Genomic DNA, 21,813 nt, shown 5'->3' on the forward strand with positions numbered 1-21,813 from the left:
ATGCAGTGCATGAATACAACTTATGGACGATCTGCACGAGGCTTCACCCTGGTTGAGGTGATCGTCGCGCTCATCGTGCTCACCTCAATGCTCGCTGTCGGCGCCGTGTTCCTGGCGCGGCACGATGACCAGGTGGCGAACGAAACCGTGGCTGGACAGATGAAGCGACTGGGCGACGCCGTGTCGCACTACGTAGACGATAATTACGCATCGCTGACCGGGGGCGCGGGCACTGCATCGATCAACTGGGTAGACGTCAAGCCTTACCTTCCCGCGGGCATCGATCAGAACACGGTCAACCCATTCGGCACGCGTTATGACGGCGCCCTCCGCGTCGTGACCATGCCCGGTGGCAAGAAGCGCGTGGACGCACTGATTTATACGGTACCTGTGGCTGGTGCCACTCAACCTGATGTGGCGACCCACTCCATGAAGGTGGCGCAGATCATCGGTGCGGGTGGCCTGTACCTGGATCACGACAGCCGCAATCCAGGCGCCGGCGCGAAGTACTGGGGCAGCTACGGAGAGATCGCCGATCAGGCCAGCATGGGCGGTTTCTTCGGCACCGCGCCCACTGCCATCGGCCAGATCTTCTATGCGCCCTTCATGCGCGATACCTCCACCTACGGCCCGGGCACGCTCGCCGGCGACCTGCTCCATCGCAAGGCCACTGCCGGTCATCCGGAGTGGAACCGCATGGAGACCGACATCGACATGAACAGCCACGAACTCAACAAGGTGGACACCATGGCGATGCAGGGTACCGGTGTGATCAGCGGCGTGAATCGCGTGGAGTTCGGTGGCGGTACGCATTCGTACATTACCCAGAGCACGACCGGTGACATCGTGGCGACACCCGCGGGCATGCCCGGCAGGCCTGGCACGTTTATCGTGAGCGACGGCGCCGGGGGTACTGGCGCAGTGCTCGCGAAGAGCGTGCATGCGGAGGCCGGTGTTCTTTCCGATACCGACGTCGAGGCGACGAACGATGTGGTCGCCGGAAACGATCTGTTCATCGGCAAGCACGACAAGGTCGCAGGCGCGACCTGCCCAAACCTCGGCCACGTCGGCATGGACCGCGACGGCGACGTCATGATCTGTAAGGACGATGGCGCAGGCCTCGTGTGGAACAGCGTCTTGACCCAGAAGCAGTTCGATCATCCGTACGGCGGCGGCATGGCGTGGTATGGCTCGAGCGGAGGGGACTCCAGCTTCGGACAGACGAAGGGAAATACCCAGCCGATGGAGAACCCGCTGGACGTGCCGATCTTCGTCACCGCCGCTACGGGCGGAGTTTCGGACAAGTGGCACGCACGGTGCGCGATCTTTGTCTATGAGGCCAATTCGTCAGGCAACACGCCCGATGGCGCCTGGCCGATCGCCCTTCAGCAGGTCGGCATGCATAACACATCCTATTCATCCGGTTTCCTTCGCATGGATACCTGCAGCACCAGCTTCATGGCCCGTCCGCACGCGCGTTACAACATCACAACGCTCAACTCGACGGGCATCAACTTCGCATACACGTACTGAGCCGAACCCAGGAGAACGGCCATGTGGCCCCTAGCTATCGTCCTCGTCATCGCCTTGTATTTCATGCACATCGTCACCGGTGTGTCGTCGAATGAGCAACACATCCAGAACGTTCGTGAAAGTGAAGGCGCCGCGTCGCTCTTTCGCAGCTACGACGCTGCCGGTGCGTCGATGATTGCGGCGAACCCTGCGTTGTCCGGAGCGATCGACAGTGCGCATATGAACAGTGCGCTGCGCGATGTGCACATGGACTGGGCCGGCACCGCCGGGTGGTGCGACCGCGGTGTCGTCAACTGTAGCTGGGGCGCGATCGCCGACAGCGGACAGTTCTACGTTTACCGCAACGATCTTAGCGAGGGTACCTTGCTGAGGAGCGTTTATCGCGACTTGCTGACATGGACGTCCGCACCCGATCAACTTGGCTTCAAGCGGGGCAGCAACCTGCTCGGCGCCGACGGCATACCCCTTCGCGGACGAACGTTGCCCTCCTCGGTTCAGAGCACGGTGCCCGACGGCGCATTGCTGAAGATCCTCTGATCGACCACCGCCGACGTACCCAACCTGCCGCATGCGTGCGGCGGGCCAGGCTTCGACGGCCCGAAGAATCCCCAAAGGAACCCACGACGATGAAAAACCCGATGATTTACGCCCTGGCGGCGGTGGCCTGTGCGATGAGCGCCTGCGCCTGCGCAGCTACCTCGACCAACGATCCCACCGAGCCGCCGACGGCCCCGACGACGGCCGCGCATCCCGCGAGCGTCTGGCAGGCCGTACCCGGCCAGAGTCTGCGCCAGGTCGCCAAGACCTGGGCTTCCCGTGCCGGCTACGAAGTCGTCTGGGACGCAGGCTTCGACTACCCCGTTCGCGCAAGCCTGCGCATGGACGGTGACTTCATCAACGCCATCACCGGCTTGTTCGACGCGTATGCCGCGGCCGATCGCCCGCTGTCGGTGGACATCTACAAGGAACAGAAGCTCGTGCACGTGCAGGCACGGGGAGAATGACCATGACCACGATTCGTACGCTCGTCCGGCTCACCATGGCCGCTTCCATCGCCGTCGCGCTCAGCGGCTGCGCCACCTCCGCCCTGCGCAGTGCCGAGCGCACGAACGACCAGGACATGTCCCTCGCGGGTGCGCAGGTTGCCACCATGCGTGCCATACAGGCTCCCACGGTGCGCGTGCACGAGCATGGCTACTGGGTAGCCAAGGAATCGCAACCGCTGTCCGCGGCGCCGGAAACGGTCTCCTGCGACCTCACGATGTTCGAGGCCAGCCCGGTCACGCTAAGCCAGTTCGCCGACAAGGTGTCGCGCATCTGCAAGATTCCGGTGCATGTGAGCGCCGATGCATTGCACGTGCCGCAAGCTTCGGGCAAGGGTGGCGATGACAACGTCGCCGGACACACCGTGATCCTCGGGCCGCCGCAAGCGAGTGCAAACAATGCGCCGGAAGAACCGCGGGTGTCGCTCAACTGGCAGGGTTCCCTCGTCGGCTTGCTCGATTCCGTGGGCGCGCAGCTTGACCTGCACTGGCGTGTGCGCAACGGCGCGGTACATATCTTCCGCACCGAAACGCGCACCTTCCAGATCTATGCGCTTCCGGGCACGGACGCGCTGTCGAGCAGTGTCACGACGAGCACGATGTCGTCGATGGGCATCGGTGGCGGCTCGAGTGGTGGTGGCGGCAGCGGTGGAGATTCGGGCGCTTCGGCGGGTGCGTCCCCGGGCGGTGGTGCCGGCGGTGCCGGTGGCAGCGGTGGCGGCGTCAGCGGCCAGGCAGGCAGCGCGCAGTCGGTGGCGACCACGCTCACCAGCTCGGTGATGGACGACGTGTCCAACGCCGTATCCGGCATGCTCACGCCGGGCCAGAGCAAGTTCACCCTGTCGAAGGCCACGGCTTCGATCACGGTGACCGATTCCCCTGACGTACTGGACCGCATCGCCTCGTATATCGACCACGAGAACAAGCTGTTGACCACGCAGGTGGTCCTGAACGTAAAGATCCTGAATATCACGTTCGACCGCACCGACCAGTACGGCGTGGACTGGAACCTCGCCTACAACAGCGCCCGTGCCGGCTCGATCGGCACGGCAGCGACCGACGTGAAAGGCAACACGGCCAACGTCCACATTCTCAAGGGCCCGTTCAAGGACTCGTCGCTGCTGATCAAGGCCTTGTCCGAGCAGGGTAAGGTGTCCGTCGTGACGCAACCTTCGGTGACCACGCTCAACCTTCAGGCGGTTCCCATGCAGGTGGCCACGCAGAAGGCTTATATCGCCTCGGTCAGCAACACCGCGGTTGCTCAGGTCGGTACGTCGACGGGTATCCAGCCCGGCACGGTGACCACCGGCTTCAACATGATGCTGCTGCCATACGCCATGGCCGACAACCAGCTGCTGCTCCAGTACAACATCAGCCTGAGCGACCTGGCGGACCTGGTCACCATGGGTGACAAGGATTCGCCCACCTCTATCCAGCTGCCTACCGTGGACCTGCGTGCATTCGCGCAGAAGGTGCGCCTGCGTTCGGGCGAGACTTTGGCGCTGTCGGGTTTTGAACAAAATACTGACGACAGCCAGCGCTCCGGTGTGGGCAGCCCGAACAACCAGTTCCTCGGCGGTAGCCGCAAGGCGGTGAAGAACCACAGCGTGATCGTGATCCTCATCACGCCGGTCGTGGCGAGCTGAGCCATGGCCAGGACCGACAAGGGGGCGGCGCAAGCCGCCCAAACGAAACTGTACGGCAAGGCGCTGGTGGCGGGCCTCGTCTGGCAGCCGCCCGTGCCGAAGATCAGCCGCGCGGCCATGCAACGCCAGGGCAAGGCCGCCGACTTCGGCCTGGCCGTACGGCACATGGCGGGCGCGACCACGCAGATCGGCTATGGGCCGAAGGACATCGGCGAGCCGGGCTTCCATTCGCTGGCCGCCGTGCTGGCGAAGGCGGTGGACAAGCCGGACTGGATCGGTGCGTTCCGCCTGCCCGATACCCGCTACGCGCTGGTCGGTGTACGGCAGGGTGCCATCATGGCCGGTCGCGACATCATCGGTACTCGTGGCGAGGTGGAAGCGCTGTTGCGCGACACCGTGCAACTCGTGGAAGACGCGGGCGAAAAGTGGGATGCCATCTACGCCCCGAAGGAGTTCGAAACACCGTGGCCGGAGGCGCCGCTGGTATCGCTCCTGCCGCGATCGGCGCTGAAGTCGGCCGGCAAGCTGGAATCGCTGACGGGCGAGATGACCCGGCAGCAGAAGAACCTGCTGTTCGGTATCGCCGCGGGTGTGGTGATCCTCGGCGCGGCGGGCTGGGCGATCCACGCGTATCGCGACCGGTTGGCGGCGCAGTTCGCCGCGCGCTCGAATGAAACGGTCCAGGTGCCGCCCCCGCATCCGTGGAAGTCGCAACCGCGTCCGTTGTTGCAGCTCGCCGTGTGGAAGCAGGCGATGAATCGCATTCCGTTGACCCTCGCCGGTTGGCGTGCGGATTCGATCGCACTCGATGCCGGCTCGGCAACGGTGGACTACCGCCGCGACAACGGCATGCCGGTCGCCGTGTTCCAGGCTGCCGCCGTCGCCGCTTTCGGCCAGGGACCGCAGGTCTCGCAGATGGGTGAACAGGCGCAGGTCAGCTTGACGCTGCAAGCGGCGCCAGGCGAAGAGGAAGCACTGCAATCACAGGACACAGCCCTGATCGGACTGACCTCGCACTTCCAGTCGCTCGGCCTCAAGGTGCCGTCGCTGACGAAGGGCCAGGCCCAGCTTCCGCCGCCACCACCCTCCGTACCCGGTTCGCCGCGGCAAGTATGGGCACCGGCCGACTGGCAGACCTACAACTGGACGCTCACCACCACGATGCCGCCGGACACGCTGCTCGCACAGCCGTTCCCGGGACTGCGCGTGACCACCATGAAAGTTCTCTTTTCTGACAGCGCCCCACAGTGGTCGCTCAATGGAGTGTTTTATGCGAAAGACTAATGTTGTGCTGCTTGCCGCGACGGGCCTGCTGGCCGCCTCCGCGATCCATGCACAGACTCTTCCCGCTGCGCCGGCGCCGGCCTCTGCGGCAACTACTGCCCCGGCCGTTCCGGTCGCACCCATGGACGACGCTGTGGCCACGCAGCTCGAGAAGCTGCAGACCGAAGTGATGCTGCTGAAGGCACAGACCGCCCGCGCACAGGCACAGGCGGATCTGGACAAGGCCTCAGGGGTGGGTGCCCCCGGCGGTACGTCCGCCATCGGCATGCCTGCCGTGAAAGCCATCTACGGCCGCGGTGGGGCGCTGAGCGCCACGCTCCGCCTGAACAGCGGTAGCGTGATGGACGCCCGTGTCGGCGACAGCGTACCGGGCGGCTATCGCGTGTCCCGTATTTCGGCCGGCACCGTCACCTTCAGCAAGGGCGGCCGCGAATACAGGGCCGGCCTCACGGCCGACATGCCGGCACTGCCGGGGATGCAGGGTAACGGGCTGATGGTCGCGCCACCCTTGCCAGACCGCAGTTGACGGGGAGGACGGTGCGATGAACTACACGCTTTCCGACCTGATCGCGTTGGTCCTGAATGGCGCGCGCATCCTGTCTACTGAGAAGGGCGCGCTCGAGGTCGAGGAAGACAACCGGGGGTTGATGTGCCTGGTCGAGATTCCGAGGCAGCCGGGCCGTTGCATCCTGGCCGTGTCGTCCTCGCACCGTCTCGACCCGCACGTGCTCAGCTACCACGAGACCGCGCGCCGGCATGGCTTCGAGTGCGAGGTGATCACCTGCGGCATGCGCAATGTGCTGGACCTTTACCGCCTGGGCAAGGGCCGGCAGCGTCAGTCGGTGGGCAGCGAGAGCGAAGCGCAGCGCTACATCGTGGACCTGATTCGCGAAGCGACCGCGATGCGCGCGTCCGATCTGCATATCGTGGCCCGCCACGACTACTGCGAAATCCGTTGCCGCATCGACGGCTACCTGCGCCCCGTGGAACAGCTTCGCCCCGACGAAGGGCTGCGCATCTGCGCCACGATCTACCAGAGCATGTGCGACGTCGCGGAGCCGACGTTCAAGCCCATGCAGGCGCAGCGCGCGCGTATGAAGGACGAGTTTCTGAGTGAATGCGGGCTTTCCGGTGCGCGTATCAATACCCGGCCCCTGGACCGCGGCATGATGATGGTGCTGCGCCTGCTGTACGCCGACAGCCCGGGCGCCGCACCGAAGCTGGCCGACCTCGGCTACCTGCCGGAACAGTGCGAGGCCATCGAGGAGCTGATGGAACATCGCACCGGCGTGGTGCTGCTGTCCGGTCCTACCGGCAGCGGCAAGAGCACCACACTGAAGGTGGTGATGCAGAAGCTGATGGCCGAACACACGGGCATCCACCTGCTCACGCTGGAAGATCCGCCGGAGTACGAGATCGAAGGCGCGAACCAGTCGCCGGTGAGCGGCGAGCGGGGCAGCAGCGCGGGCGTAGAACAGGAATGGGCGAACGCGATTGCGGATGCGATGCGTCTCGACCCGGATGTGATCATGGTAGGCGAGGTGCGCGATGCCGTGACGGCCAAGATGGCCTTCCGTGCCGCGATGACGGGCCATCTCATCTGGACCACCATCCACGCCAACGATGCGCTGGCCATTCTGCCGCGCCTGGAAGACGAAGGCGTGATGCAGTCGCTGCTCACCGATTCCAGCCTCGTGATCGGCCTCGTCAACCAGTCGCTGGTGCAGCGCCTCTGCAACGAGTGCAGCATTCCGCTCAAAGGCAATGAGGAACTGCTGGGCGAACGCCTGATGAAGCGCCTGACGCGTTACTGCGACCTCGACGGCGTGCGCCTGCAAGGCGACGGCTGCGAGCGCTGCAAGCAGCAGGGAACCGCCGGCCGAACCGTGGTGGCCGAGGTGATACGCACGTCGCCGGGCCTTATGCAGGCCTACATCCGCGGCCACCACCTGGAAGCCACGCGTCACTGGATCCAGGAAGGCGGTGGCATCGGCAAGGCCGATGCGCTCATTCGCAAGATCAACCAGGGCATCGTGGACCCGCGCGCCGGCGAACGCATTGTCGGCCCCATCCGCTCGACGGGAGCTTCGTTCCACCTGCCGGACGCCATCTCATGAGCAGCGCACTCGAACGACTGAACCACAAGATGGCCAAGTTCCAGTTTGGAGCGAAGAAGCGCATACGCTTCTATGGCCACCTCACCATGATGCTGGAAAACCGCATCATGCTGATCGACGCGCTGCGCGAGATGTACAACGTCGCCAGCGAGGAAGGCAAGAAGCCGGGGAACGGGTACGCCATCATTCTCGACAGTTGCTACGAGGCCGTGAGCCAGGGCAGCACGTTGGCCGAAGGTCTGCGTCCCTGGGTGAACGCGAACGAGGTGGCGGTGATCGCCGCCGGCGAGCAATCCGGTGACATGCGCAGCGCGTTCCAGGATGCCATCGCCATGATCGAGGCCGGCTCCAAGATCCGTGGCGCGATCATCGGTGCCTCCATCTACCCGGTGGTGCTGCTGGCCATGCTATGCGTGCTGTTGCATATCGTGGCGGGCAGCCTGGTGCCGAAGCTCTCGGCCATCTCCAATCCGCAGACATGGTCGGGCGCCGCGTATTTCCTCTACGAACTGGGCACCTTCGTCAATGAATGGGGCCTCTATGCGCTCGCATTCATCCTGATCCTGGCCGTCGGTATCGGGCTTTCGCTTCCCTTGTTGGGCGGACCCGTACGAACCGTGGTGGACCGCTTTCCACCGTGGTCGCTCTATCGAACGATCCACGGCAGCATCTTCATGCTCAACGTTTCCCTGCTGATCCGCTCGGGCATGATGCTGCAATCGGCGTTGGAGCTTCTGCTCGAACGGGCCGGCTCGCGATGGCTGCGCGACCGTATCGAGGCCACGCTTGAAAACATCGCGGCGGGCTCCGGCTTCGGCGATGCGCTGCGCGACACCGGTTACGACTTCCCCGACGGCGAGGCGATCAGCTACCTGCGCCTGCTGTCGCGACTGCAGGGTTTCGACCAGTCGATGGCCAAGTTCGCACGGCATTGGCTCGACGAGACCATCGCCAAGGTGCAGGCGGCTGCGCGCGGATTCTTGCTGGCGTCGATCCTGCTGATGGGCGGCATGCTCGTGCTGGTGGTGACGGCGGTGTCCGACATCGAGAACACCATCCAACAGTCCGTCTCGCAGCCGGCCGGTTAAATCATCCTTTCCTATCGAGATTATTTCCATGAACGTTTCATCCGCTGCGCAGGACCTGCGCGAAAATGACCTGGCGGCCCTGCGCGCCGCGTGTGGACCCGTCATCCTCGAAGCCCTCGACGACACCGACGTGGTCGAAGTCATCGTCAACCCCGATGGCAAGCTGTGGATCGAGTCGCACAAGGCGGGCATGTGCCTCGTCGATCCGGCCTTTCCCGAGGACCAGGCCGCGGCCATCCTTCGTCTGGCCGGCAGCTTGCAGACCTCGCCCATCCCAGCTACCGAGTCGATCATCGAGGGAGAATTCCCGCTCGACGGCTCGCGCATCGCGGGGTTGCTTCCGCCGCTGGTGACCGCGCCGACGTTCGCACTGCGCAAGCGCTCGCCCGCGGTGTTCTCGCTCGGCGACTACAAGGACAACGGCATCATCAAGCCGATAGGTGCAGCACCGTTACGCTCGGCGGCCGAGGCGGCGGCTGGGCGGCAGCGCAGCTTCGAGCACCCGGTCGATGCGATTCGCGAAGCGGTCGCCTTGCGCAAGAACATCCTTATCGTCGGCGGCACCGGCAGCGGCAAGACCACACTGACCAACGCCATCCTGCACGAGATCGCCGAACAGTGCCCGCGCGATCGCATCGTGGCGCTGGAAGACACGATGGAATTGCAGGTCACGGCGCAGAACCATGCGCTGCTGCGCACGGGCAAGGACGCCGATATGCGCCGGTTGCTGCGCGTCACCATGCGTCTCCGCCCCGACCGCATCGTGGTGGGCGAGGTGCGCGGCGGCGAGGCGTACACCATGCTCAAGAGCTGGAACTCCGGCCACCCGGGCGGCGTCGCCACCATGCACGCCAATTCCTCCGAGGAAGGCCTGCAGAAGCTGGCGCACTACATCTACGAAGACCCGGCGGCGCAGAGCTTCACGCCGGAGGCCATCGGCTGGATGATCGCCAGCGCCGTCAATCTCATCGTGGTGATCGAGAAGACCGCCGCGGCCCCCGGACGCATGGTGAGCGAGATCTGCGAAGTCACCGGCTATATGAACGAGCGTTACACGCTCAACGTGCTCCGCCTGCAGACGGGTACGGGGCGTAACGAGTTCAAGCTCAGGATCTGAGGAGCCGGCGATGGTCACGCTCTCTGCGACATGGCGCCGCCTCGCCGTTGCGGCATTCGTCATTCTGAATGCAGCAAGCGCGTCGCCGTCGCATGCGGCGCCCGCGCAGGAGCGCATCGTCTGTTCGATCGTGGCTGCCGTGAAATACCGGATTCCGGTCAACGCGATGCTGGCCGTGGCCGAACAGGAAGGCGGCCGACCCGGTCTTCGCGTGAAGAACCATAACGGCACCTACGATCTTGGCGCGATGCAGTTCAACACGGCCTACCTGGGCGAACTACGGAAATACGGCATCTCGGAACAGGACGTCTCCGGCGCCGGTTGCTATCCCTACGAACTCGCCGCATGGCGCATCCGCACGCATATCGTGAAGGACCGTGGCGATCTCTGGACCCGCATCGCGGATTACCACTCGCGCACGCCCAGGTACAACGCGGTGTATCGCCAGGCCGTTATGGCCCGGGCGGCACGCTGGGCCGAATGGCTCAGGGCGAGGTACAGGACTTATGACGCGTACTGAGCCACTGCGGCCCGGACTCCCGCCTCAACGCCCAGAGCCGTAATACTCCACCGCCTGCTCGATCTCTTGCGGCGTCATGTTGGCGGCCACGTTACGCATCTGCGCGCTCGTATCGTTGCGCCGGGTGCCGTGCGAGAAAGCGAGTAGTTGTGTGCGCAGGTAGGCGCGCGGCTGTGCGTCGAGCCAGGGTGCGCCGAGCTTGCTCGTCATGCCGCCGTGGCAGGAACCGCACGCGGCGATGTTACGCGTCGGCGAGCCGAAAGCGACGATGTCGGGTGCGTTGCCCAGGTCGCGGGCAGGTTCTCTCGGCAGTGAACCGTAGAACATGGCCAGGTCCTTGAGGTCCTGGTCGCTGAGGTCCTTCACCAGGGGCTCCATCACCGCGCTGGAGCGCGCGCCGGTCTGGTAATCGCGCAGTTGCTTGTAGATCGAAGCGGACTGCTGCCCGGCGAGACTTGGCGTTTCAGAGGTACTCACACCGCGCAGGCCGTGACACATGGTGCACTTCAAGGCGAGCGTTCCGCCGCGTCCGATGGAGCCGGGCGCATCGTGCGAGAGCGTGTCCGGCGTGAGCACCACCGTTGAAACGTGCCTTGGCGTGGGAAGCGGAGGCACGGCATCGGCCAGCCAGCCCCTGGGAATACCGGCGGCGCCGCAGATCGCGTCGAGAATCCCCTTGAAGCGGGCGTCGTTCTGCGCGGAAGGTAGCCAGACGAAGCCGACGACGCCCGAAAGGAGAAGCAACATGGCAAGCGTCGCCAGGCTTCCCCCGACGATGCGGTCACGCCACCACGGCTTGCGTAGATGCGTCATCGGTCGCCCCCCACGTACACGGCCGGTACCTGTGCCTCATGCAGCTTGATGAGCTGCCATATGGGAAAGGCGTAGTTGGTCACGGTCAGGGCGATCATGAGCCCAACCCACAAGCCAAGCCCGTTGAGCGCCCAATGCACGGACTTTGGTTCGTGTATCGCGCGACTGAAGGTATACGGCGCCACGTCGGCAGTACGACCGCGATGGTTGCGCACGAGTACTGTAATGAACAGCGCTGCCGATATCACGAGGATCGCGCCACCCACTACCGACATGATGACCGTGATGGCCTCGGTGTGGCCGTTCGGGCCCGAGTAGTCGTAGTAAGCCATGCGGCGAGGCACGCCCAGCAAACCTGCGTAATGCCAGGGGAAGGTCAGCACGATCATGCCGATGAACCAGAGCCACAGCTGCGTGCGGATCAGACGTAGATCGGTCATGGCCCGGCCGGTCAACTGCGGCCACAGGTCGTAGGCGATGGCGAAGTACATGATCACGATGGCGCCGGCGAAGATCAGGTGGAAGTGCGCCGTGACCCATTGCGTATTGTGAATGGTGGAATTGAGCTGGTAGCTCATGTTGATGAGCCCACCCGCACCGCCGAAGCCCAGCATGACGAACGACAACGCCAGGGCCAGCATCTGCGGGTTTCCCCAGGGTAACGCCTTCACCCAACCGAAGGCGCCCTTGCCGCCGCGCAGCCGGGAGGCTATCTCCACGGAGGCGCAGATGGTGAACACGGTCAGCAAGGTAGGCACGGACACCATGGCCGTGAACACCGAATGGAGGAACTTGAAGCCGGACCCAACCTGCGGATCGGCAAACAGGTGGTGGATGCCGATGGGCATCGAGAACACCAGGAACAGCACGAACGCCACCCGGCCCATCGTGTCGCTGTACAGTCGACCACCGATCGCGCGCGGCACGATCGTGTAGAAGGCGATGTAGGCCGGCATCAGCCAGAAGTAGACGATGGCATGCAACGTCCACGAGAACAGCACGCGGGCCAGCCCGGCGTTGATCGTGCTGCTGAAGCCGAGCGCTACGGGAAGAATCTGGAACAGAAGTTCCGCTGCGGCGCCCACGGCCGTCCATCCCCATAGGAAGGCGCCGGCGACGGTGGCGAACATGGGCAGCGGCACCGGCTTTCCGGGATTGGCCTTCTTCCATGCGTACATGTTCACGCCCATGAGTGCCACCCATATCCACGAGCCCACCACTACCAGCACCACGCCGAGGTAGTACGACGCGTGGCCGATCATGGGCGGGTAGAACGTATAGAGCACCGAATCCAGGCCCATGGCGATGGGCACCGATGCCACCACCGAGCCGATGACGATGAGAATGAATCCGGCCCAGGCCCAGCGTGGTCCGATCAACGACCGGCCGAGAGACAGTTCGCTGACGGCGTATCCGAAGCCCATGGCGACCAGGGTCGGGAACACATAGCCCATGACGGTACCGTGTGCCGTGACCGAGCGATAGTAGAGATCGGCGTTGCGCAGCCAGCCATGCAGCGGACTGCGGATGAACATCTGCCATTCGCCGAGCAGGATCGCGGCGCCGAAGGCGATGAAGGCCAGCCAGAAGTGGGCGAGCACGAGGCGCTTGTTAAAGATCACAGGTGAGCCTCCGTGCATGGTCGGCGAGCTGCGTGAAAGCCGACGGTTCCACGACCTTGACGTTCGCCCACATCGCTTGGTGACCCGTGCCGCAGAACTCGTGGCAGGGCATCTGGTGGTCGCCGGGCTTGTCGAAGGTGGTCTTGAACGTGGAGATGAATCCCGGCTCGATCATGGAGTTGATGTTCGTGCCCATGATCATCAGTCCATGGATCACGTCCGCGCTCGTGACCCGGAAGGTGACAGGTGTGCCGGCCGGCACCACGATGCATTGCGGAGTGAACGAGTACTGCTGGCCGACGATGCGCACCGTGACCGACCCGTCGGGTTCGACCGCGCTGCCGAGATTGGCCTCGGTAAATTCGCCCGACAGTTGCAACGTCGCCGGATCGACCGTCTCCACGCGCGAAGGCGGCATCATGGCCCAGTGCAGGCCAGTGAAGACGACCATGGCGACCAGCAGGGCGATGATGCCGAGCATGACGATCGCCCAGCGGCGCTCGGCGCGCGCGGCAACGTCGCTATGAGACGGAGATTCGGAAGCCGGCTGAGGCATGGCGAGCCTTTAGTGGATGACGCCGCGGGGAAGGAAAGCGAGGAAGTAGAAGAGAAACCACATGGCAATCACGATGGCCACGGCCACGCCTGCAACGGCCAGTGCGCCCCGGGGCCCTTTTGCGACGATGGCATCGACTTCGGCGTCTTCCTCGTGCGTACCGCTCGGTGTCGGCTCGTTCATGGCCATGCTCCGCTAATCCAGGGGCGCGGACCGCAGCGCGTTCACGTCGCGGTCGGTGATGGGGGTGCCCCGATTGCCCCACGTGGTGCGGATGTACGTCACCACGGCGGCCACTTCCTCGTCGGACAGGTCCTGGGCGAAGGGCGGCATGCCGTAAGGCCTCGGGTTGCGCAGCGTGCCCGGCGGGTAGCCGCCGTTGAGCACCATGCGGATCGGGTTCACCGGGGAGTCCATCTGGATGGACTGGTTGCCTGCAAGCGGTGGGAAATCGCGCCCGCGGCCCTCGCCACGCGTGCCGTGGCACGAGGCGCACTGGTTGGCGTAGATCTTCTTGCCCAGCGGATTCAGCCGCAACGCTTCCGCATCCTGCGCATGGCTGGAGGCCGGCGGCGTGGACCCGGGCAGGTCCTTCAGATAGACGGCCATGGCGCGGATATCGGCGTCCGACATGTACTGGAGGCTGTTATGCACCACCTCGGCCATTGGGCCATAGACGGCCCCGCGTTCGGACACCCCGGCCTGCAGCAGGTCGGAGATCTCCTCGATGCTCCACTCGCCCAGTCCGGCCTCGCGATTGGAAGTGAGCGACGGTGCATACCAGTCCTGCATCGGAATCAGGCCGCCTTCATAGGCGGCGGAACGGGAACTGCCGCCCAGGGCATTGATGGGCGTGTGGCACATGGAGCAATGCCCAGGCCCCTCGGCAAGATAGGCGCCACGGTTCCATTCCTTGGACTTGGCGGGGTTCGGCTGGTATTCGCCTTCGGTGAAATAAAGCGCGCGCCAGCCGAGCAAGAGTTTGCGATCGTTGTACGGGAAGCGCAGGGCATGGGGGCGATTCGGCTGGCGGATCGCCGGCACCGTTTTCAAGTACGCGAAGATGGCGTCGACATCCGTGCGCGACATCTTGGTGTAGGCCGTGAAGGGCATGGCCGGATAGAGCAACTCACCCGAGCGCGAGCGCCCGGTGTGCATCATCTTGTAGAACTCGTCGGCGGTCCACGCGCCGATGCCGGTATCGCGATCAGGCGAAATGTTCGGCGAATAGAGCGTACCGAAGGGGGTCACCATCGGGCGGCCGCCGGCGAAGGGCCGCTCCCCGGGCTTGCTGTGGCAGGCGATGCAGTCCGAGGCCCGCGCGAGGTACTCGCCGCGCGCAACCACGGAGGCATCCTGCGCCGTGGAAGCGTGCGCGAACGCGGCAAGAGATATCGCCAGCCAACCGAATACGCCGAATCGTGAAAGTGGCCTCATCACTTGGGTTCCCCCGTGCCGCAGGTAAGCGCGAGGGGGAGCGAACCTTCCGTCGCGGGAGCCGGGCTCAGGGGCTCGGGCAGCGATGACAACCATGCCGACACCGCGGCAATGTCGCTGTCGGTCATGCGGTGCGTGATCTTCTGCATGCAGTTGGGATGATCCGAACCGCGCGCGCCGTACCGCGATGCGCCCAACTGGGCACTGATGTACTTGGCGCGCAGCCCGAGCAGGCCGGGAATGTTCGGCGAGACGCCAGTCAACGAAGCGCCATGGCATGCGATGCACGCCGGAATGTCGCGTGCCTTGTCGCCTTCGTTCGTCAGCTTCTTGCCCAGCGCCATGACCTGAGGGCTGGCGGTCGGCGTCGGCATCTTGGGAAACGGAGGCTGCTGCGCGGCGAAGTACTGGGCCATCTCGTGGAGGTAGCTGTCCGGCAGGTACTCCAGGAGGTAGGTCATGGGCGCGTACTTGCGTTGGCCGTTCCGGAACGCGGCGAGCTGGTTGTACAGATAACCCGCCGGCTTGCCCGCCAGGCGTGGGTAGTAATCGTCGTGACTGCCCTCGCCCCGGGCGCCGTGGCAACCGGTGCATGCCATGACACGGGTATCGATCGAATCGGGCAGCGTCACGCTGCTGGTCTGCGCAAACGTCGCCGAGGCGAACGAACATAGCGAGAAGGCGAAGACCGCCCTGAGAATGCGGTCGCGCATGGCTTTCACTGTCATCGGTTGCTCCGTCCGCCTGTGGAGCATGATCGCCTCGCACAGTCCCCCACCGTGAACACGGCAGACCCTTCCGGTATCCACCGCCCATGAAACGACGCCGACCCGCTTTTAGCCAAAACGGCTCGCATTGTCACGCGCTACCCCTGCCGACCCGTGCCGGACAGCTCCAGTGAAACAGAACGAGCACACCTCGATCTTGATCTGGATCAGGGTTTTTTTGCCGAATATGCTGCGCATGCCGCGCGACATGTCGAATTCGCCCCCGCCCGTTCGACGGTACAGTCAGAGGGCCTTCCTCTGCCATCACACCGAGGTGAAACCATGGGTACCGTCAACCTGCATCGCGTCCTCCGCACCACGCCCGAGCGCCTGTTCAAGGCCTTTACCGACCCCGACGCCATGGCCAAGTGGCTGCCGCCGTACGGGTTTACGTGCAAGGTCTTCGCGATGGACGCGAAGGTCGGCGGTACCTTCCGCATGGCGTTCACCAACTTCAGCACGGGTAACGGCCATGCTTTCGGCGGCAAGTACCTCGAACTGGAGCCGGGCAAGCGTCTCCGCTACACCGACGTCTTCGAGGATTCGAACCTCCCGGGCGAGATGGTCACCACGGTGACCATGACCGCGGTGAGCGTGGGTACCGCTCTCGAGGTAACGCAGGAGGGCATCCCCGACGTCATTCCGACCGAAGCCTGCTACCTCGGCTGGCAGGAGTCGCTGATGCAGCTGGCGCAGCTGGTCGAGCCGAACATTCCGGACTGAACTGCGCCATGGCGATGTGCCGGAAGTTGGGGAGCCAATGGCACATCTCCCGGCATGCCCGAGCGTATACCTTGGTCGCCGTCATGACGTGGGGATGCGCATGCTCGGCTATTACCTGGAACTGGCACTGCGCCACATGAGGCGCAACCCCATGCTCACGGGGCTGATGGCTCTCGCCATCGCCGTGGGCATCGGGGCCAGCATGACCACGCTGACCGTGATGCATCTGCTGGCCGGCGATCCGCTTCCCGGCCGCAGCCAGCACCTTTATTACCCCCAGATCGATGTGAGCCCGGAATCCAAGGGGCGCGAGCCTTACGACGTGCTCGACTATCGGACGGCCGTCGATCTATGGAGCTCGCGCAAGGCGGACCGGCAGGCATTGATCGTCAACAGCCCGGTCAAGCTGGAGGCGCCTGAAACCACGTTGCCGCCCCTGATGCTGCCCATGCTGTCCACCACCGCGGACTTCTTTCCGATGTTCGACGTTCCGTTCCGGTATGGCAGGGGCTGGAGCGCGGACGACGACGAGGCACGGTCCCGTGTAGCCGTCATTTCCTCGGATCTGAACGAAAAGATCTTCGCCGGTGCCAACAGTGTCGGCCGCACGCTGCGGCTGCGCGGCAAGGACGTTCGCATCGTCGGTGTGCTGGCGCCGTGGCGGCCTTCGCCGCTGTTCTACAACGTGAGGGGCGGACGCTTTTCCAATGGCGACACGGCGGACTTCTACAGTAAGCCGGAAGACGTGATCACCCCACTCAGTTCGGCACTGGAAATCAACGACGGCAACTTCCAGCAGTTCACCTGCTGGAGCATGCCGCCGACGCCCGGACACCTGCAGAACTCGCCATGCGTATGGGTGGCGCTGTGGGTGCAGCTCGACAGCGCCGAAAAAGTAACCGCCTATCGGCGCTACCTCGACGACTACGCCGCGCAACAGCAGGCCCTTGGGCGCATCAAGCTGGGGAACAACAACCGGATGCGTTCGCTCATGGAGTGGCTGGACTTCAATGGCGTGGTCCCCAACGACGTGAAGCTCCAGACCCTGCTGGCTTTCGCCTTCCTGGTCATTTGCCTGTGCAACGTGGTGGGGCTGCTCCTGGCCAAGTTCCTGCGCCGTGGTGGAGAGATCGGCTTGCGCCGCGCCCTCGGCGCCACGCGCCGAACTGTCTTCGCGCAATACCTGGTGGAGGCGGGCGTCATTGGGGTCGTCGGTGGCGTGGGCGGCTTGCTGCTCACCCTGCTGGGACTCGCGCTCGTACGCCGGCAGCCGGTGCCTTATGCCGACTTCATTCACCTCGACGTGTCGATGTTCCTCACGACCTTCGCGCTATCGGTGGGCGTGAGCCTGCTCGCCGGCTTGCTGCCGGCCTTGCGCGCGAGCCTGGTCGAGCCTGCGCTGCAGTTGAAGGTGATCTGACATGACCATGGTGCAGGTCCAACCCGTTCTCGCCGCGCTGCGCAAGCACCGCATCGCCACCGTGCTTATCGCCCTGGAGATCGCGCTGGCATGCGCGGTGCTGTGCAATGCATGTTTCCTCATCATGCAGCGCGTGCAGGCGATGCATATCGTCAGCGGCGTCGACGAAGACGCGCTGGGCACCATCAAGCTGGACGGCTTCGACCCGCAGCAGGCCACCGATCTCAATGCGCGCGTGCTGTCGGCATTGCGCGGAATCGCCGGCGTCCGCGCGGCGACCGTCGTGAACGCCGTACCCTTCAGCCAGCATGCCGGGCGTGCCGGCGTGTTTCTCGATGCGGACAAGGCCCAGTTCGGCGGGGTCGTGGAGTTCTATCTCGCCAGCCCCGGTTCGGCTGAGGCTTTCGGGCTGCATCTTGTGGCCGGGCGTTTCCCGGCGCAGGAGGAATATGCCCGGGTCGGCACGTTCGTGCCGAAGGACCCGCCGGTCGTGATCACGCGCGCGTTGGCCGAGCACTTCTGGCCCGGAGAGAACCCGCTCGGAAAGACCTTCTGGAGCGGCGACACCTTCCGTGTGATCGGGGTGCTGGATCATCTGGCGGTGCCGGAGCCCGGCGGCGGCGAAGCGAAAGATCCGGACTGGTCGGTGTACGTACCCGCCCAGCCGGGGCCGCAGTTCGCGGGGCGGTATCTCATACGTGCCGATCCGGCCGATTTGCCCGGTGTCATGGCGCGTGCCAGGCAAGCGGTGCGGAAAGCCGCTCCGGAGGCGGTGCTGGATCAGGTGCAGAGCCGGACCATCCCCGAGTTGCGCCACTCCTATTTCCTGACGTCGCGAGTCATGGCCGGATTGCTGGCCGGCGTGGTGGTCGCGTTGCTGGGCACGACGGCGCTCGGCATCGTGGGACTTGCGAGCTTCTGGGTGGCGCAGCGCAGGAAACAGATCGGCGTACGGCGGGCCCTGGGCGCCACGAGCGGGGACATCCTGCGTTACTTCCAGATCGAAAACTTCCTCATCGTCACCATCGGCATCGCGCTCGGCATGGCCCTGGCCTTCGGCATCAATGCCGGCCTGATGAAGTTCTACGAGTTGCCGCGTCTTCCCGCGTGGTACCTGCCTGTCGGCGCGGTGACGCTGTGGGTGCTCGGCCAGCTGGCGGTGCTCGCGCCCGCGCTGCGCGCGGCCGCCGTTCCGCCCGTTGCGGCGATGCGCTCCGCCTGACGGTGACCGAGGGTGTCCGCGCGCGGCGTCCGCGGACAGGTTCCGCGGCGGACGCGGCGCGCCTCGGGCGGCCCGCATTGCGTGCGTCGGTCGTTTCCAGCACCCGGCACGCTTCTTGCTGACCACGCCCCATCGATACGTACGTCACAGGGGTAGACATGCAGAAGCGGACACTAACCACGTGCCTTGGCCTGTTGCTGGCACTTGCCGGCGGCTTGCCCGTCGCGGCGCGTGCCGAGGATCTCCTCGACATCTACCGCGAGGCAGTGGCCAACGATCCCGTGCTCGCCACGGCCAGTGCGCAGCGCCAGGTGGTAGCGGAGGGCGTACCGCAAGCGCGGGCCGCGTTGCTTCCCCAGCTGTCGGCGGGGCTGAGCCTGCAACAGTTCCACCCCGGCAACGCCGGCGTCGTGAACGACAACAACGGTAATTCCGAAGTTGTTTCGGGTGGCGGCCACAGCCGCCAGCGCGACCTGTCGCTCAACCTCAATCAAACAGTGATCGACCTTTCGAAGTTCGCACGCGAACGGCAGGCCAAGTCGACGGCCGAGTCCCAGGACGCAACCTACGAAGGCGAATTGCAGGACCTCTACGTCCGCGCGACCTCGGCGTATTTCCGGGTGCTCGTCGCGCAGGACCAGGTGGAGGTGTTTCGCTCCTACGAGGACGCGTACAAGCAGCAGTACGACCAGGCCACCACGATGTTCCAGCAGGGTCTGGCACCCGAGGCGGACCTCACGCAGTCGCAGGCGTACTACCTCTATATCAAGTCGTCCCGCGTCGATGCGGAAAACTCGCTGAGGGACGCGCGCCGTGCGCTCCAGCAGCTGACGGGCAAGGAGCCGGGCACTCTGAAGACGTTGCGCGACGACCTGCCCATGGAAAAACCCACACCCGACAACGCCGATGCCTGGGTGCAGCAGGCGATGCAGCAGAGTCCGGCCGTGCTCGCGGCATCGCATCTCGTCAGTGCCGACGAGCATTCGATCAATGCCGCGCGTGCCGGTCACCTCCCCACGGTGAATCTGGCGGTGGGTTACGACAAGGCCGGCGCATGGTCTAACCGGCTGCCCGGCAGCGCGAGCTATGGCACCGGCAACACCACGGTGGGCCTCGTGCTTTCGGTGCCACTTTTCAGCGGCGGCCTGACACAGTCACAGGTTCGCCAGGCCATCTCGCAACGCGATGCCGACCAGGGGCAGCTGGAAACGGTACGCCGCCAGACGGCACGCGATGCATACAACTACTTCAATCTGGTGGAGACGGGCATCGGTCAGGTGAACGATGCACGCAACGCCGTCGATGCCGCGAACAAGGCGCTGGCGTCGATGCGCGCGGGCTACGATATCGGCACCCAGAGCCTCACCAACGTGGTGGTGGCGATCCGGACGTTGGCGGAGATCCGCAGCCAGTACAGCGCGTTGCGCCATCAGTTCATCCTCGACAAGCTCCTCTTGAAGCGCACCGTGGGCGCGGCCACGCTGAAGGACGTCGAGGACATCAACAGATTGCTGCAGTGACGCTCTCCGCTGCGCCTCAGCGTGTGGCGGAAACCGACGGCACGCCGTCTTTCAGCTCGAAGCGGAACGCGTAGTCGAGACTGAAAGGTGCGGTGCTGCGCGTGGTGTTGAAGTTGCCCTTGGCGTCCTCGTGGTCCTGTACGACCGTCATGGGCGTGTAGCGCCAGCGGAGCACTGCATCCCTCACCGCCGCGAAGAACGCCGCGTGGTGTTCGCCGCCCATGGTGTCGAGGTCGCGCACGTCGGTGACCTTGCCCTCGCCGTCGACGATCACCTTGGCATGGATCGTGGCGGCGAGGTTCGCCGATACCAGTTCGGGCGGATACACGGGCGGCGGATTGTCGATGGGCTGTGCGCCGAAGGTATGCTGGCTCTTCGTCATCTGATACCGGTTGGCGGCGCTTTCCGGCATGGCGTCGTAGCTGACCTTGGCATCTTTCGTGGGGGCGGGAGCGGCGGTATGCACCGCCGGCTGGTCATGTGCGCAGCCCGCCAGTGCGAGCATGGCCGTGATGGCGCTCGCGGTGCGCAGGGAGATCCTGGTCGGCTTCATGGTGTGCCCCTGGTCGATGTGGCGCCATGATATCCATGCGAGGGGCGCTCGGGGGGCTATCAGGTGGCGGATCGCACGCGCTGGCGGTGCGCTGTCTGCTTCGCCCGGTTTCCGCAGGCCGCCATGCTGCACCAGCGGCGAACGTGGCCGCGCGTGTGGTCGGCAAAGAGCAGGGTGCAGGTCGGACCTTCGCAAGCCTTGATGTATGAGAAGTCCTCTTCGGCGACGAGCTTCGCCATGGCTTCGCCGATCGGCTGCAGCAGCGATTCCGGCGAGGACCACCGACGCGCGCGGACGAACCTGAGCGTGTCGCCGCCTTCGCTCGGCACGATCGACGCGTAGCCCTCGTCGCGCGAGAGCAACTGGTTGAGGGGTTCCAGCTCCTTCAGGTCGTCGGCACCCAGCGCGCGACCCTTCTTCGTGCGCACGAAACCCCGGAACCACTCGCGCAGGCTGCGGGCCTGATCGGCAAGGCGGTCGAGTTCGCCCGGCATCGCACGGTCGCGCATGGCGGCCAGAACGTCCAAAGGCACCAGCCCGGCCTGTTCCAGCCAGGCGAGCAGCCCGTCGCCGTCGTCGATCCAGTCGACAGGCACGTCCACGGGCGTCGCCACCGAATTCAGGAAATCCAGGCCGGGAGCGTCGGCGATGAACATGGGGGGCAGGGACTGGGACATGGGCGAAAAGCTCCGGCGTAGGCTGGGGAAAGTAACCGGCTAAAAAGTGCTTGACAAGTTACTTGTGCAGTAAATAACCTCCATAAGCACATCGGGGTGGTTACGGCTAGCTTCAAGCCGGGAGCCCACGGTGCCCATCCGATGAGACTGCCGAG

At 64.8% G+C, this 21,813-nt stretch carries 21 protein-coding genes and 1 pseudogene; 14 read left to right on the forward strand and 8 right to left on the reverse strand.

Annotated elements, in window-relative coordinates; translation table 11 throughout:
• Positions 1 to 9 precede the first annotated feature (9 nt).
• The 10 genes and pseudogenes from pilV to HBF26_RS07435 form a co-directional block, all read left to right on the forward strand.
• Positions 10 to 1,533, forward strand: a complete 1,524-nt coding sequence (gene pilV, locus HBF26_RS07390) for a shufflon system plasmid conjugative transfer pilus tip adhesin PilV (protein WP_167124621.1) — start codon at positions 10 to 12, stop codon at positions 1,531 to 1,533.
• Between the two features lie 21 nt (positions 1,534 to 1,554).
• Positions 1,555 to 2,070 (forward strand): hypothetical protein, encoded by a 516-nt coding sequence (locus HBF26_RS07395; RefSeq protein WP_167124623.1) that lies wholly within the window; start codon positions 1,555 to 1,557, stop codon positions 2,068 to 2,070.
• 89 nt (positions 2,071 to 2,159) lie between these two features.
• Positions 2,160 to 2,537, forward strand: coding sequence for a toxin co-regulated pilus biosynthesis Q family protein (locus HBF26_RS07400; RefSeq protein ID WP_205287603.1), 378 nt, complete (start codon positions 2,160 to 2,162; stop codon positions 2,535 to 2,537).
• Positions 2,538 to 2,539: 2 nt separating this feature from the next.
• A complete protein-coding gene (gene pilN, locus HBF26_RS07405) occupies positions 2,540 to 4,222 on the forward strand; it encodes a PilN family type IVB pilus formation outer membrane protein (protein WP_167029392.1) in 1,683 nt (560 codons plus the stop codon).
• A gap of 3 nt (positions 4,223 to 4,225) precedes the next feature.
• Positions 4,226 to 5,506 carry a type 4b pilus protein PilO2 gene (pilO2, locus tag HBF26_RS07410; protein WP_167124625.1) on the forward strand — a complete coding sequence of 427 codons (1,281 nt, stop codon included), beginning with the start codon at positions 4,226 to 4,228 and terminating at the stop codon, positions 5,504 to 5,506.
• A complete protein-coding gene (pilP, locus tag HBF26_RS07415; protein WP_167124627.1) occupies positions 5,493 to 6,032 on the forward strand; it encodes a type IV pilus biogenesis protein PilP in 540 nt (179 codons plus the stop codon). The genes pilO2 and pilP overlap by 14 nt, the downstream gene beginning before the upstream one ends.
• A 16-nt stretch (positions 6,033 to 6,048) precedes the next feature.
• Entirely contained in the window at positions 6,049 to 7,623 is a 1,575-nt protein-coding gene (locus HBF26_RS07420; protein ID WP_167029382.1) for a GspE/PulE family protein, read from the forward strand.
• Complete coding sequence (locus tag HBF26_RS07425; RefSeq protein WP_167124629.1) at positions 7,620 to 8,711, forward strand: type II secretion system F family protein; 1,092 nt, start codon at positions 7,620 to 7,622, stop codon at positions 8,709 to 8,711. Before HBF26_RS07420 ends, HBF26_RS07425 begins: the two co-directional genes overlap by 4 nt.
• 28 nt (positions 8,712 to 8,739) lie before the next feature.
• The gene (locus tag HBF26_RS07430; protein ID WP_167029376.1) at positions 8,740 to 9,828 is read left to right on the forward strand and encodes an ATPase, T2SS/T4P/T4SS family; all 1,089 of its coding nucleotides are present in this window, start codon (positions 8,740 to 8,742) and stop codon (positions 9,826 to 9,828) included.
• Between the two features lie 64 nt (positions 9,829 to 9,892).
• Positions 9,893 to 10,339, forward strand: a pseudogene (locus HBF26_RS07435) (lysozyme family protein); the annotation flags it as partial.
• 33 nt (positions 10,340 to 10,372) lie between these two features.
• Here the strand turns inward: HBF26_RS07435 and HBF26_RS07440 are convergent.
• The 6 genes from HBF26_RS07440 to HBF26_RS07465 are packed head-to-tail and all read right to left on the reverse strand — an operon-like array spanning position 10,373 to position 15,504.
• Positions 10,373 to 11,161: a c-type cytochrome gene (locus HBF26_RS07440; RefSeq protein ID WP_167124633.1), complete on the reverse strand. Its 789-nt coding sequence runs from the start codon at positions 11,159 to 11,161 to the stop codon at positions 10,373 to 10,375.
• Positions 11,158 to 12,783 carry a cbb3-type cytochrome c oxidase subunit I gene (locus HBF26_RS07445; protein ID WP_205287604.1) on the reverse strand — a complete coding sequence of 542 codons (1,626 nt, stop codon included), beginning with the start codon at positions 12,781 to 12,783 and terminating at the stop codon, positions 11,158 to 11,160. Before HBF26_RS07445 ends, HBF26_RS07440 begins: the two co-directional genes overlap by 4 nt.
• Complete coding sequence (locus HBF26_RS07450; protein WP_167124635.1) at positions 12,773 to 13,339, reverse strand: cupredoxin domain-containing protein; 567 nt, start codon at positions 13,337 to 13,339, stop codon at positions 12,773 to 12,775. The genes HBF26_RS07445 and HBF26_RS07450 overlap by 11 nt, the downstream gene beginning before the upstream one ends.
• A 9-nt stretch (positions 13,340 to 13,348) precedes the next feature.
• A complete protein-coding gene (locus HBF26_RS07455; RefSeq protein WP_205287605.1) occupies positions 13,349 to 13,522 on the reverse strand; it encodes a hypothetical protein in 174 nt (57 codons plus the stop codon).
• Between the two features lie 12 nt (positions 13,523 to 13,534).
• A complete protein-coding gene (locus tag HBF26_RS07460; RefSeq protein WP_167124639.1) occupies positions 13,535 to 14,776 on the reverse strand; it encodes a c-type cytochrome in 1,242 nt (413 codons plus the stop codon).
• Positions 14,776 to 15,504, reverse strand: coding sequence for a c-type cytochrome (locus HBF26_RS07465; protein WP_205287606.1), 729 nt, complete (start codon positions 15,502 to 15,504; stop codon positions 14,776 to 14,778). Before HBF26_RS07465 ends, HBF26_RS07460 begins: the two co-directional genes overlap by 1 nt.
• 321 nt (positions 15,505 to 15,825) lie before the next feature.
• On the opposite strand from HBF26_RS07465, the gene HBF26_RS07470 reads away from it, so the two are divergent.
• From HBF26_RS07470 to HBF26_RS07485, 4 genes are all read left to right on the forward strand, one after another.
• Positions 15,826 to 16,266, forward strand: coding sequence for an SRPBCC family protein (locus tag HBF26_RS07470; protein ID WP_167124641.1), 441 nt, complete (start codon positions 15,826 to 15,828; stop codon positions 16,264 to 16,266).
• 100 nt (positions 16,267 to 16,366) lie between these two features.
• A complete protein-coding gene (locus HBF26_RS07475) occupies positions 16,367 to 17,686 on the forward strand; it encodes an ABC transporter permease (protein ID WP_167124644.1) in 1,320 nt (439 codons plus the stop codon).
• A gap of 10 nt (positions 17,687 to 17,696) precedes the next feature.
• On the forward strand, positions 17,697 to 18,908 hold the full coding sequence (locus HBF26_RS07480; RefSeq protein ID WP_167125487.1) for an FtsX-like permease family protein: 1,212 nt from the start codon (positions 17,697 to 17,699) through the stop codon (positions 18,906 to 18,908).
• Positions 18,909 to 19,066: 158 nt separating this feature from the next.
• Positions 19,067 to 20,428: a TolC family outer membrane protein gene (locus HBF26_RS07485; protein ID WP_167124646.1), complete on the forward strand. Its 1,362-nt coding sequence runs from the start codon at positions 19,067 to 19,069 to the stop codon at positions 20,426 to 20,428.
• A 16-nt stretch (positions 20,429 to 20,444) separates the two neighbouring features.
• Here HBF26_RS07485 and HBF26_RS07490 read toward each other — a convergent pair whose 3' ends face one another.
• The gene (locus HBF26_RS07490) at positions 20,445 to 20,981 is read right to left on the reverse strand and encodes an energy transducer TonB (RefSeq protein ID WP_167124648.1); all 537 of its coding nucleotides are present in this window, start codon (positions 20,979 to 20,981) and stop codon (positions 20,445 to 20,447) included.
• A 59-nt stretch (positions 20,982 to 21,040) separates the two neighbouring features.
• Positions 21,041 to 21,658: a CGNR zinc finger domain-containing protein gene (locus HBF26_RS07495; RefSeq protein WP_205287607.1), complete on the reverse strand. Its 618-nt coding sequence runs from the start codon at positions 21,656 to 21,658 to the stop codon at positions 21,041 to 21,043.
• Between the last annotated feature and the right edge of the window lie 155 nt (positions 21,659 to 21,813).

It is taken from the genome of Luteibacter jiangsuensis, from assembly GCF_011742555.1.
GTDB lineage: Bacteria > Pseudomonadota > Gammaproteobacteria > Xanthomonadales > Rhodanobacteraceae > Luteibacter > Luteibacter jiangsuensis.